This is a genomic window from Streptomyces sp. V4I23 (assembly GCF_030817975.1).
Lineage (GTDB): Bacteria > Actinomycetota > Actinomycetes > Streptomycetales > Streptomycetaceae > Streptomyces.
On the sequence record NZ_JAUSZW010000004.1, the window covers coordinates 3,304,720 to 3,317,337 of the forward strand.

At 68.2% G+C, this 12,618-nt stretch carries 11 protein-coding genes and 1 tRNA gene; 3 read left to right on the forward strand and 9 right to left on the reverse strand.

Going from position 1 to position 12,618, the window contains the following annotated elements:
* Positions 1–56: 56 nt before the first annotated feature.
* The 8 genes from rpoB to QFZ82_RS17135 all read right to left on the reverse strand — a co-directional run bounded on the left by rpoB (position 57) and on the right by QFZ82_RS17135 (position 8,431).
* A complete protein-coding gene (gene rpoB / locus QFZ82_RS17100; protein ID WP_307713987.1) occupies positions 57–3,542 on the reverse strand; it encodes a DNA-directed RNA polymerase subunit beta in 3,486 nt (1,161 codons plus the stop codon).
* Between the two features lie 547 nt (positions 3,543–4,089).
* Positions 4,090–4,473, reverse strand: coding sequence for a 50S ribosomal protein L7/L12 (rplL, locus tag QFZ82_RS17105; RefSeq protein ID WP_307713988.1), 384 nt, complete (start codon positions 4,471–4,473; stop codon positions 4,090–4,092).
* Between the two features lie 111 nt (positions 4,474–4,584).
* Positions 4,585–5,115, reverse strand: coding sequence for a 50S ribosomal protein L10 (rplJ, locus tag QFZ82_RS17110; protein WP_307713989.1), 531 nt, complete (start codon positions 5,113–5,115; stop codon positions 4,585–4,587).
* A gap of 486 nt (positions 5,116–5,601) precedes the next feature.
* Complete coding sequence (rplA, locus tag QFZ82_RS17115) at positions 5,602–6,330, reverse strand: 50S ribosomal protein L1 (protein WP_307713990.1); 729 nt, start codon at positions 6,328–6,330, stop codon at positions 5,602–5,604.
* A gap of 79 nt (positions 6,331–6,409) precedes the next feature.
* Positions 6,410–6,844, reverse strand: coding sequence for a 50S ribosomal protein L11 (gene rplK, locus QFZ82_RS17120; protein ID WP_177148603.1), 435 nt, complete (start codon positions 6,842–6,844; stop codon positions 6,410–6,412).
* Between the two features lie 167 nt (positions 6,845–7,011).
* The gene (nusG, locus tag QFZ82_RS17125; protein WP_307713991.1) at positions 7,012–7,887 is read right to left on the reverse strand and encodes a transcription termination/antitermination protein NusG; all 876 of its coding nucleotides are present in this window, start codon (positions 7,885–7,887) and stop codon (positions 7,012–7,014) included.
* A 76-nt stretch (positions 7,888–7,963) separates the two neighbouring features.
* Positions 7,964–8,251: a preprotein translocase subunit SecE gene (secE, locus tag QFZ82_RS17130; RefSeq protein WP_177148601.1), complete on the reverse strand. Its 288-nt coding sequence runs from the start codon at positions 8,249–8,251 to the stop codon at positions 7,964–7,966.
* A gap of 107 nt (positions 8,252–8,358) precedes the next feature.
* Positions 8,359–8,431: transfer RNA gene (locus QFZ82_RS17135), tRNA-Trp, on the reverse strand.
* A 204-nt stretch (positions 8,432–8,635) separates the two neighbouring features.
* On the opposite strand from QFZ82_RS17135, the gene QFZ82_RS17140 reads away from it, so the two are divergent.
* Together QFZ82_RS17140 and QFZ82_RS17145 are read left to right on the forward strand one after the other, a co-directional pair.
* Positions 8,636–9,862: a pyridoxal phosphate-dependent aminotransferase gene (locus QFZ82_RS17140; RefSeq protein WP_307713992.1), complete on the forward strand. Its 1,227-nt coding sequence runs from the start codon at positions 8,636–8,638 to the stop codon at positions 9,860–9,862.
* Positions 9,863–9,981: 119 nt separating this feature from the next.
* The gene (locus QFZ82_RS17145) at positions 9,982–11,010 is read left to right on the forward strand and encodes an adenosine deaminase (RefSeq protein ID WP_177148599.1); all 1,029 of its coding nucleotides are present in this window, start codon (positions 9,982–9,984) and stop codon (positions 11,008–11,010) included.
* A gap of 83 nt (positions 11,011–11,093) precedes the next feature.
* Here the strand turns inward: QFZ82_RS17145 and QFZ82_RS17150 are convergent, their stop codons facing one another.
* Positions 11,094–11,708 carry a TetR/AcrR family transcriptional regulator gene (locus QFZ82_RS17150; protein WP_307713993.1) on the reverse strand — a complete coding sequence of 205 codons (615 nt, stop codon included), beginning with the start codon at positions 11,706–11,708 and terminating at the stop codon, positions 11,094–11,096.
* Positions 11,709–11,798: 90 nt separating this feature from the next.
* Here QFZ82_RS17150 and QFZ82_RS17155 point away from each other — a divergent pair, with 90 nt between their 5' ends.
* Positions 11,799–12,431, forward strand: coding sequence for an NAD(P)-dependent oxidoreductase (locus tag QFZ82_RS17155; protein ID WP_307713994.1), 633 nt, complete (start codon positions 11,799–11,801; stop codon positions 12,429–12,431).
* Positions 12,432–12,618 lie beyond the last annotated feature (187 nt).

Genomic DNA, 12,618 nt, shown 5'->3' on the forward strand with positions numbered 1-12,618 from the left:
TCTGTACGGTCCCGGGGACGGCCGGGGCTCCCTCGCGAGAGCCCCGGCCGGGCCCGTCAGACCTCTTCGACGCTGCTCGGCTCGCGCCGGGACAGGTCGATACCGAGCTCCTCCGCAGCACGGAAGACGTCCTCGTCCGTGTCGCGCATCTCGATGGACATGCCGTCCGAGGACAGCACCTCCACGTTGAGGCAGAGCGACTGCATTTCCTTGATGAGCACCTTGAAGGACTCGGGAATGCCGGGCTCGGGGATGTTCTCGCCCTTGACGATGGCCTCGTAGACCTTCACGCGGCCGGTCACGTCGTCGGACTTGATCGTCAGCAGCTCCTGGAGCGCGTAGGCGGCGCCGTACGCCTCCAGCGCCCACACCTCCATCTCACCGAATCGCTGGCCACCGAACTGGGCCTTACCACCCAGCGGCTGCTGGGTGATCATCGAGTACGGACCGGTCGACCGGGCGTGGAGCTTGTCGTCGACCAGGTGGTGGAGCTTGAGGATGTACATGTACCCGACGGAGATCGGGTCCGGGAACGGCTCGCCGGAGCGGCCGTCGAACAGACGCGCCTTACCGGTCGGGAGCACCATGCGCTCGCCGTCACGGTTCGGGATGGTGTGCTGCAGCAGGCCGGCCAGCTCGTCCTCGCGGGCACCGTCGAAGACCGGGGTCGCGACGTTGGTGCCGGGCGCGACGTCGTCGGCGCCGATGGCCTGCAGACGCTGGGCCCACTCCTCGCTCAGGCCGGAGACGTCCCAGCCGCGACTGGCGAGCCAGCCGAGGTGGATCTCCAGGACCTGTCCCGGGTTCATTCGGGACGGGACACCCAGCGGGTTGAGGATGATGTCGACCGGCGTGCCGTCCTCCAGGAACGGCATGTCCTCGATCGGCAGGATCTTCGAGATGACGCCCTTGTTGCCGTGACGGCCGGCGAGCTTGTCACCGTCGGTGATCTTGCGCTTCTGGGCGACGTAGACGCGGACCAGCTGGTTCACGCCCGGGGGAAGCTCGTCGCCCTCCTCGCGGTCGAAGACGCGCACGCCGATGACCTTGCCGGTCTCGCCGTGCGGCACCTTCAGCGAGGTGTCACGGACCTCACGGGCCTTCTCACCGAAGATCGCGCGGAGCAGGCGCTCCTCCGGGGTCAGCTCGGTCTCACCCTTGGGCGTGACCTTGCCGACCAGGATGTCGCCGGCGACGACCTCGGCACCGATACGGATGATGCCGCGCTCGTCGAGGTCGGCGAGGACCTCCTCGGAGACGTTCGGGATGTCCCGGGTGATCTCCTCGGGGCCGAGCTTGGTGTCACGGGCGTCGACCTCGTGCTCCTCGATGTGGATCGAGGAGAGGACGTCGTCCTGCACGAGGCGCTGCGACAGGATGATCGCGTCCTCGTAGTTGTGACCCTCCCACGGCATGAACGCCACGAGCAGGTTCTTGCCGAGCGCCATCTCGCCGTTCTCCGTGGCGGGACCGTCGGCGAGGACCTGGCCCTCGATGACGCGGTCGCCCTCGGAGACGATGACCTTCTGGTTGACCGAGGTGCCCTGGTTGGAGCGGGAGAACTTCGCGACGCGGTACGTGGTGTACGTGCCGTCGTCGTTCGCGACGGTGACGTAGTCGGCCGAGACCTCCTGGATGACACCGTCCTTCTCGGCCTTGATGACGTCGCCGGCGTCGGTGGCACAGCGGTACTCCATGCCGGTGCCGACGAGCGGGGCCTCCGCCTTGATGAGCGGAACGGCCTGGCGCATCATGTTCGCGCCCATGAGGGCACGGTTGGCGTCGTCGTGCTCGAGGAAGGGGATCATGGCGGTCGCGACCGACACCATCTGGCGCGGCGAGACGTCCATGTAGTCGACCTCGGCCGGCGGGACGTAGTCGACCTCGCCGCCACGACGGCGGACGAGAATGCGGGACTCGGTGAAGCGCAGGTCCTCGGAGAGGGTCGCGTTCGCCTGGGCGATGACGAAGCGGTCCTCCTCGTCGGCGGTCAGGTAGTCGACCTCGTCGGTGACCTGGCCCTCGACGACCTTGCGGTACGGCGTCTCGACGAAGCCGAACGCGTTGACGCGGCCGTAGGAGGCGAGCGAGCCGATCAGACCGATGTTCGGGCCTTCAGGGGTCTCGATCGGGCACATGCGGCCGTAGTGCGAGGGGTGCACGTCACGGACCTCGAAGCCGGCCCGCTCACGGGAGAGACCACCCGGGCCAAGAGCCGACAGACGGCGCTTGTGGGTGAGACCCGACAGCGGGTTGTTCTGGTCCATGAACTGCGACAGCTGGCTGGTGCCGAAGAACTCCTTGATGGAGGCGACGACCGGCCGGATGTTGATCAGGGTCTGCGGCGTGATCGCCTCGACGTCCTGCGTGGTCATGCGCTCGCGCACGACGCGCTCCATACGAGCCAGACCCGTACGGACCTGGTTCTGGATGAGCTCGCCGACGTTGCGCAGACGACGGTTGCCGAAGTGGTCGATGTCGTCGGTCTCGACGACGATCTGCGTGCCGTTCTCGCCGACCGTCTCGGTCTCGCCTGCGTGCAGCTTGACCAGGTACTTGATGGTGGCGATGACGTCGTCGGTGGTCAGGACACCGGCGTCCAGCGGCTCGTCGGCGCCGAGCTTCTTGTTCACCTTGTAGCGGCCGACCTTCGCGAGGTCGTAGCGCTTCGGGTTGAAGTAGAGGTTCTCGAGCAGCGTCTGAGCGGCCTCACGCGTCGGCGGCTCGCCCGGACGCAGCTTGCGGTAGATGTCGAGCAGCGCGTCGTCCTGGCCCTGGGTGTGGTCCTTCTCCAGGGTGGCGCGCATGGACTCGTACTCGCCGAACTCCTCGAGGATCTGCTCGGTCGTCCAGCCGAGCGCCTTGAGCAGGACGGTGACGGACTGCTTGCGCTTGCGGTCGATGCGGACACCGACCATGTCGCGCTTGTCGATCTCCATCTCCAGCCAGGCACCCCGGGACGGGATGATCTTGGCCGTGAAGATGTCCTTGTCGGACGTCTTGTCGATGGAGGAGTCGAAGTAGACACCCGGCGAGCGCACGAGCTGCGACACGACGACACGCTCGGTGCCGTTGATGACGAAGGTGCCCTTGTTGGTCATGAGCGGGAAGTCGCCCATGAAGACCGTCTGGGACTTGATCTCGCCGGTCTCGTTGTTGGTGAACTCGGCGGTGACGAAGAGCGGGGCGGCGTACGTGAAGTCGCGCTCCTTGCACTCGTCGATCGAGTTCTTCGGAGGCTCGAAGCGGTGGTCGCGGAAGGTCAGCGACATCGACCCGGAGAAGTCCTCGATCGGCGAGATCTCCTCGAAGATCTCTTCCAGACCGGACTTGGTGGGGACGTCCTGTCCGCTTTCGAGAGCCGCCTCGACACGAGCCTTCCACGCCGCATTGCCGAGCAGCCAGTCAAAGCTCTCGGTCTGCAGCGCGAGCAGGTTCGGAACCTCGAGGGGCTCCTTGATCTTTGCAAAGGAGATGCGCAGCGGGGCAGTGCTTGCGCCGTTGTTCGTATTCGCGGTCGAGGCGTTGCGCGAGGCGGCCAAGAGGGGGTCCTTCCGAGGGCTCGGACTCACTACGCGCGTACCGGTCCCATACTGTGCACGGAGAGAAAGTCCAGGTCGGGACGGATCTTCAACCGATGCTCAGGTACGGGCATGCCCCGGGTGACGGGCAGGGGGCAGCTAACAGGCAGCGCAAAGGGTCAGTGTAGCCACTTGGCACACTGATGTCCAGTGCGGGTTTTCGAGACCCTCGAGACCCTCGTTGTTCTCATCTCCGCGAACCTCATGCGCCGTGAGGCGCACATCGATACTGCCCGTTCGGTCGTCGATCCATGCCTCGGATACGGATCGTTGTGACGACGCGTCCTGAGAATTGCGCGCTGCGTGCGGTTCGTCAAGGCCCCTGCCCCTGAGCTGCTGCTCCGGGATCATCACAGGCCGCTGTGAGCGCACGGCGAAGATCACCATACTCGCCGGGACGGCAAGAGCAAGAAAGCCGTCCCGCGCATGCCGAAGGGCGACCACCCGGTTGGGTGATCGCCCTTCAGTGTGCGTGCGTTACACGCGAGGAGTCAGGAGACTCGCAAGGTCACTTGACCTCGACGGAGGCGCCGGCGGCCTTGAGGGACTCGGCAGCCTTCTCCGCGGCCTCCTTGGCGACCTTCTCGAGGACCGGCTTCGGGGTGCCGTCGACGAGGTCCTTGGCCTCCTTCAGGCCCAGGGAGGTCAGCTCACGCACGACCTTGATGACCTGGATCTTCTTGTCGCCGGCGCCGGTGAGGATGACGTCGAACTCGTCCTTCTCCTCGACGGCCTCGACCGGGGCGCCGGGGGCACCCGGGGCGACGGCGGCGACGGCCGCAGCGGCGGTGACGTCGAACTTCTCCTCGAACGCCTTCACGAACTCGGAGAGCTCGATGAGGGTCATCTCCTCGAACTGCGCGAGCAGGTCTTCCTGAGACAGCTTCGCCATGATGGCGGTCCTTCCACTAATTCGGCTGGTGCCGATGTCCATGTGAGGCGGGCGTACGTTCGGCCCGCTGCGATCCGTGCCTAGGCGGCGCGGATCAATGCGCGAGCCGAATTACTCGGCACCGCCCTGCTCGGCGAGCTTGACGCGAAGCGCCTCCGCGGTGCGGACGAACTTCGACGGCAGCGCCTGGAAGAGCGAGGCAGCCTGGGACTGCTTGCCCTTGAACGCGCCGGCCAGCTTGCTGAGCAGAACCTCGCGGGACTCGAGGTCCGCAAGCTTCTTGATCTCATCGGCGGACAGCGCCTTGCCATCAAGGACACCGCCCTTGATGATCAGGTTCGGGTTGTCCTTGGCGAAGTCACGAAGACCCTTCGCCGACTCCACCGGGTCACCGGTGATGAAGGCAACCGCCGTCGGACCGTTGAACTGGTCGTCGAGCGTGTTGATCCCGGCCTCGTTGGCCGCAATCTTGGTCAGCGTGTTCTTCACCACGGCGTACTGGGCGTTCTCACCGAGCGAACGGCGCAGCTGCTTGAGCTGGGCCACGGTGAGACCCCGGTACTCGGTCAGCACGGCGGCGTTCGAGCTGCGGAACTGCTCCGCGAGCTCGGCCACCGCGGCAGCCTTGTCGGGCCTTGCCATAGAGCGTCGGCCTCCTTCCGGGTGATGAGGACCGCTCAGAAGGGGCTGAACAAAACGAAACGCCCCGGCGCAGGCGCACGGGGCGTAGCTCGACCTGAACGGAATCCGATCAGGGAGCTTTCCACTGTCACCTGCGCGGGTCGTCCGCTGCTGAGCGGATCCTTCGGCCACCGGACCCTCGGAAGGAGAGCACGGCAACGACCAGCGGTCTTTGGCTTCCGTGGAAGAGTACGGGAACGGATCGCCGCGAGGCAAATCGGGTCATCGCCGCCCACGAGGGCGACGGCCCTGCGCCTGGGAGCCGTCGCCGTCGCCGAGGCCCTGGCCCGGTCCCGGAGGTCCTTGCCGTGGCCTGGAAGGTGTGTACGCCCGCTCAGCGCCCTGTGAGGGCCGGCCGGAGGATCGCCCGTGAAAAAGCCGGCCCCCGCCGCTCCGAGGAGCGACGGGGGCCGGCTTCGTACGCGAGACCCGCGACTGCCGTCAGGTTCAGACGGCGGCCGGGTCCTCCTCGACGAGGAGGTTGCGGGTGCGGTTCGGGTCCAGCGGGATGCCGGGGCCCATGGTGGTGGCCAGGGTCGCCTTCTTGATGTAGCGGCCCTTCGCGGCGGACGGCTTCAGACGGAGGATCTCCTCCAGCGCCGCGGCGTAGTTCTCGACCAGCTTCGTCTCGTCGAAGGAGACCTTGCCGATGATGAAGTGCAGGTTCGAGTGCTTGTCGACGCGGAACTCGATCTTGCCGCCCTTGATCTCGTTGACGGCCTTGGCGACGTCCATCGTGACGGTGCCGGTCTTCGGGTTCGGCATCAGACCACGCGGACCGAGCACGCGGCCGAGGCGGCCGACCTTGCCCATGAGGTCCGGGGTGGCGACGACGGCGTCGAACTCGTTCAGGCGGTTGCCCTTGGAGATCTCGTCGATGAGCTCGTCGGAGCCGACGATGTCGGCGCCCGCGGCACGCGCGGCCTCGGCACGGTCACCGGTCGCGAAGACCAGGACCCGGGCGGTCTTACCGGTGCCGTGCGGAAGGTTCACGGTGCCACGGACCATCTGGTCGGCCTTGCGCGGGTCAACGCCCAGACGGAAGGCGACCTCGACAGTGCCGTCGAACTTGGTGGCGGCGGTGTCCTTGGCGAGACGGACGGCCTCGAGCGGGGCGTAGTTGCGCTCCCGGTCGACCTTGGCGTCCGCAGCGCGGAGAGTCTTGCTGCGCTTCACTTCTGCTCCTGATGTGTTGAGCGTGGAGTTGTGGTGCGGGCCAGCGCTTGGCCCTGCCACAGAGGTCAAACGGGGACTGTCAGCCCTCGACCGTGATGCCCATGGAACGGGCGGTGCCGGCGATGATCTTCTCGGCGGCGTCCAGGTCGTTGGCGTTCAGGTCGGGCATCTTGGTGCTGGCGATGTCACGAACCTGGTCGCGCGTGAGCTTGGCGACCTTGGTCTTGTGCGGCTCGCCGGAGCCCTTGTCCACACCCGCGGCCTTGAGGATCAGCTTGGCGGCCGGCGGAGTCTTGGTGACGAAGGTGAAGGAACGGTCCTCGTAGACCGTGATCTCCACCGGCACGACCATGCCACGCTGCGACTCGGTCGCGGCGTTGTAGGCCTTGCAGAACTCCATGATGTTGACGCCGTGCTGACCCAGGGCGGGGCCGACCGGCGGAGCCGGGTTGGCCGCACCGGCCTGGATCTGGAGCTTGATAAGCCCCGTGACCTTCTTCTTCTTGGGAGGCATTGCTCTCTCCGGGTCCTAGTGAGAGTTTTCAGCACCCCAACCGATCATCCGGATGGAGGCATACCGCACAACGATAACGGGTATCCATGTGCGGCCAAAAACCGAGCAGGTCAGACAGCCTGCGAGAGGCGGTCTGACCTGTTCGGAAGCGGTGGGTCCGAAAAACGTCAGTTCTTCTGGATCTGGTCGAAGCTGAGCTCGACCGGGGTCTCGCGGCCGAAGATCTCGACGAGGCCCTTGACCTTCTTCGAGTCGGCGTTGATCTCGTTGATCGTCGCCTGCAGCGTCGCGAACGGGCCGTCGGTGACGGTGACCGAGTCGCCGACCTCGAAGTCCAGCACCTGGACCTCGACCTTGCGGGCGGGGGCCGGCTTGCCCTCGGCCTCGGCGGCCTCGCGGGCGGCCTTCTCCTCGGCCTCCGGGGCGAGCATCTTGACGATCTCGTCCAGGGTCAGCGGGTACGGGTCGTAGGCGTTGCCCACGAAGCCGGTGACACCGGGGGTGTTCCGCACGACGCCCCAGGACTCGTTCGTCAGGTCCATGCGGACGAGCACGTAGCCGGGCAGCTTGTTCTGCCGGACGTTCTTGCGCTCGCCGTTCTTGATCTGGACGATCTCTTCCTCGGGGACCTCGGCCTGGTAGATGAAGTCCTCGACGTTCAGCGAGACGGCGCGCTGCTCCAGGTTGGCCTTCACGCGCTTCTCGTAGCCCGCGTAGGTGTGGATCACGTACCACTCGCCGGGCAGGCCGCGGAGCTCGTCGCGCAGAGCGGCGATCGGGTCGGCGGGAGCCTCCGGCTCGGCCTCGGCCTCTTCGGCGTCCTCGGTCTCGGCGGCGGGCGTGACCTCGTCCGCAGCCTCGGCGTCGGTCTCGTCCTCCACGTGCAGCGCGGCGTCCTCGGCCGGCTCGCCGGCGGCGTCGTCGGCAGCTTCGGCCTGGTCCGGCTCCACACCGTCTGCCGCCTCGACGATGTCGAGCTCGTCCTCGACGGACTCGAAGCTCTCGCCGGACGTGGCGGAGTCGTTCAGGTTCGGGTCAGACACGGTGGCTGCTTCTTCCTGGATACAGATGGGGTGGAACAATGCGAAAGGGGCGCCGTGTCCGGCGCCCTCCGCAGGATCAGCCGAAGACGTACTTGACTGCTTCCTGGAAGCCCAAGTCAATCACGGTCACGAGGCCGATCATGATGACGACGAAGACGATCACCACAGTGGTGTAGGTCGTCAGCTGATTGCGCGTGGGCCAGACGACCTTGCGCAGTTCAGCGATGATCTGGCGATAGAAAAGCCCGAGACGGCCCAGCGGGCCCTTCTTGCCGCGCTTTCCGCCCTTGCGGGACTTCTTCTTCGACTCCGGCGACTCGTCCTCGGCATCAGGCATGTCGATGGAGCCCACGGCGTCCGTCACGATCTCTCACCTGATTCCGGGTCGTGGCCGTGCCGCGCCCGGTGGAGCCGCACGGCGGTGCATAGATGTACGTACATGCGCACACAGCCTGGCGAAGGTGTGTGTAGCAGGGCCGGAGGGACTTGAACCCCCAACCGCTGGTTTTGGAGACCAGTGCTCTACCAATTGAGCTACGACCCTTTGTGGTTCCCCAACCTACCGCATCCGGCCGGGTGCACTAAGTGCCCGGTGCGGATGTGGCTGGTGAAGGCCAACGACCAGTGAGTGTACGTGCTCCCAGGCCCGGCGTCGAACACGATGTCCTCGGGTCCACTTCTGACCACTGTTGTCCGCTCCGCGAATCCTGCGTGCCGGCTCCGTTTGCCGTCTGGGAGCATGGGCGGCATGAGCGCTGCAACCCCTCCCACCGAGCGCCGGGTCTCCGCCCGCATCGGCGCGATCTCCGAGTCCGCGACCCTCGCCGTCGACGCCAAGGCCAAGGCCCTCAAGGCCGCCGGGCGGCCGGTGATCGGCTTCGGCGCGGGTGAGCCCGACTTCCCGACACCCGACTACGTCGTCGAGGCCGCCGTCGAGGCCTGCCGCAACCCGAAGTACCACCGCTACACACCGGCCGGCGGTCTGCCCGAGCTGAAGAAGGCCATCGCCGAGAAGACGCTGCGCGACTCCGGCTACGAGGTCGACCCCGCCCAGATCCTCGTGACCAACGGCGGCAAGCAGGCCATCTACGAGGCGTTCGCCGCGATCCTCGACCCGGGCGACGAGGTCATCGTCCCGGCTCCGTACTGGACGACGTACCCCGAGTCGATCCGCCTCGCGGGCGGTGTCCCGGTCGAGGTCGTCGCCGACGAGACCACCGGCTACCGCGTCTCGGTCGAGCAGCTGGAGGCCGCGCGTACGGAGAAGACCAAGGTCGTCCTCTTCGTCTCGCCGTCCAACCCCACCGGCGCCGTCTACAGCGAGGCCGACGCCCGCGCGATCGGCGAGTGGGCCGCGGAGCACGGCCTGTGGGTGCTGACCGACGAGATCTACGAGCACCTGGTCTACGGGGACGCGACGTTCACCTCGCTGCCCCAGCTCGTGCCGGCGCTGCGCGAGAAGTGCATCGTCGTCAACGGCGTGGCCAAGACGTACGCCATGACCGGCTGGCGCGTCGGGTGGATCGTCGGTCCGAAGGACGTCGTCAAGGCCGCGACCAACCTGCAGTCGCACGCCACGTCGAACGTCTCCAACGTGGCCCAGGTGGCCGCCCTCGCCGCCGTCTCCGGTGACCTGGACGCCGTCGCGGAGATGCGCACGGCCTTCGACCGCCGTCGCCAGACCATCGTGCGGATGCTCAACGAGATCGACGGCGTGGTCTGCCCGACCCCCGAGGGCGCGTTCTACGCGTACCCGTCGGTCAAGGGTCTGCTGGGCAAGGAGATCCGGGGGCGGCGTCCGCAGACCTCGGTCGAGCTCGCCGCCCTGATCCTCGACGAGGTCGAGGTCGCCGTGGTCCCGGGTGAGGCCTTCGGCACCCCCGGCTACCTGCGTCTCTCGTACGCGCTGGGCGACGAGGACCTGGTCGAGGGCGTGTCCCGGATCCAGAAGCTGCTGGCCGAGGCCCGCGACTGACGCGTTCCCCGTGCGCACGGGCTCCCGGCTCCGGCCGGGAGCCCGTTTCTGTGTTCGAGCAAGAACCCGATCGGGGAAAAGGGCTGCCCAGGACGTGTTCCGTGCGGCAGGATCCCTGAATGGAGCACGTACGAGACGTCAGCCTGCTGCCCAAGGCCCATCTGCACCTGCACTTCACCGGGTCGATGCGGCCAGCCACCCTTCTCGAACTCGCCGACAAGTACGGCGTGCACCTGCCCGAGGCGCTGACCGGCGGCGAGCCGCCCAAGCTGCGGGCCACCGACGAGCGGGGCTGGTTCCGCTTCCAGCGGCTGTACGACATGGCCCGCTCGTGCCTGCGCGAACCGGAGGACATCCAGCGTCTGGTGCGCGAGGCGGCCGAGGAGGACATCAGGGACGGCTCGGGCTGGCTGGAGATCCAGGTCGACCCGACCTCGTACGCGCCCCGGCTGGGCGGGCTGATCCCGGCCCTGGAGATCATCCTCGACGCGGTGGACACCGCGTCGCGCGAGACCGGTCTCGGGATGCGGGTCCTGGTCGCGGCGAACCGGATGAAGCACCCGCTGGACGCCCGTACCCTCGCGCGGCTCGCCGTGCGCTACGCGGACCGGGGCATCGTCGGCTTCGGCCTGTCGAACGACGAGCGCCGGGGCCTGGCCCGCGACTTCGACCGGGCCTTCGCCATCGCCCGCGAGGGCGGCCTGCTGGCGGCCCCGCACGGCGGCGAGCTGACGGGCCCCGCGTCCGTGCGCGACTGCCTCGACGACCTGCACGCGGCCCGCATCGGTCACGGCGTGCGCGCCGCGGAGGACCCGCGGCTGCTGCGCAAACTGGCCGAGCGCCAGGTGACCTGCGAGGTGTGCCCGGCGTCGAACGTGGCGCTGGGCGTGTACGAGAAGCCGGAGGACGTGCCGCTGCGGACGCTGTACGAGGCCGGTGTCCCGATGGCGCTGGGCGCGGACGACCCGCTGCTGTTCGGCTCCCGGCTGGCGGCGCAGTACGAGTTCGCCCGCCGCCATCACGGCTTCACTGACGAGGAGCTCGCGGAACTGGCCCGCCAGTCGGTGCGCGGCTCGGCGGCGCCGGCGGAGGTCAAGGAGAAGCTGCTGGCCGGGGTCGACGACTGGCTGGGCGGCCCGGGGGCCTGAAGCGGCGGTGGGGCGGGTACGCCGGGAAGCCACGCGGCGAACGCGCGGGGTGAAGAGCGGCGGTCATCGGCCCGGCATGGCGCTCAGCGGGGACCGTCCGCGACGGAGATTCCGCGCAGCAGCGTGCGCGCGAGACCCGCGGCGAACTCGTCCAGCGGCTGCGGGGGCCTGCGGTCGGCCGTGGCCTCGTAGGCGAACGCCCGCTGGGCGCAGGCGCCGAGGAGAAGTGACGCGGCCGCGTACGTGTCGGCGTCGGGGCTGATGCGGCCCGCCTGCTGCTCCGTCCGCAGGTAGGCGGCGAGGCCCTCGATCGGCTTGTGCGGGCCGGTGCGCATCTCCCGCATGGCCTCTTCGTGGCGGCGCTTGAGCTGGGGCTCGGCGTACAGCGAGGCGGCCATGGGGAAGGTCTGCTCGTAGAAGAGGGCCGCGTGGCGGGCGATGTCGGTCAGGTTCTCCTCGACCCCCGCCCGGCCGGGGTCCACGATCAGGGTGCTCAACAGGGCGCCGAGCTTCGGCAGCCGTTCGTTGAGCACGGTCACGAAGAGCTCCTCCTTGCTGGAGAAGTGCTTGTAGAGCGCCGCTTCGGAGCAGCCCGCGGCCTTGGCGATCTCCTTGGTGGTCGTGCGCGCCAGACCGAGGGACAGCATCAGCTCACGCGCGGCGTCGACGATGCGGACGCGGGTCGGCTTCTGCTCCATGCGTGCTCCTACCGGGCTTGACGGGTGGGTGAGTACCCACTCACCCTAGTGGTGAGTGAATACTTACCCACCCCGAGGAGGGTGTGCACGATGAGGCTCACAGTTTTCGGCGCCACCGGTGGAATCGGCCAGGAGATCGTCCGGCAGGCCCTCTCCGCGGGACATGACGTCACTGCCGTGGTGCGCGATCCGGCCCGCCTCACCGTGACCGGTGACGGCCTCGACGTCTTCCGCGCCGACCTCCGGGACTCGGAGGCGCTGCGCCCGGCCGTCGCCGGGCGGGACGCGGTCCTGTCCGGGCTCGGCGCCCGCAGGAAGGCCGACGCCGGCGTCGCCGCCCGGCTGACCCGGTCGGTGCTGGCGGCGATGGAGGCCGAACGCACCCGGCGACTGCTGGTGGTCAGCGCGGCCCCGCTGGGCACGCCCGCGGAGCGGGAGCCGCTGCTGGACCGCGCGATGATGTCCGTGGTCGACTCGGTCCTGAAGGACATCTACGCGGACCTGCGGGTGATGGAGGGCGAGCTGGCGCGCAGCGCCACGGACTGGACGGCCGTCCGGCCGCCCCGGCTGCTCGACAAGCCGCTGACCGGCCGCTATCGCACGGTCGTCGGCGGCAATCCGCGCAGTGCCCGGACGATCGGCCGCGCTGACGTGGCCCACGCGATGCTCGCGATGACCGACGATCCCGCGACGGTGGGACAGGGCGTCGGCGTCGCGTACTGACGCTCGGGCCGGTACGGACGTCCGGCCGACGCATCACGTACCGACGGCTCGCCCGACGCGTCACACCCTGACGGCTCCGGCCCGACGCATCACGTACCGACGGCTCCGGCCGTCACACCGCCGACGGCTCAGAGGCTGACGCGCCTCGCGCCGACGGCTCAGAGGCTGACGCGCCTCACGCCGACGG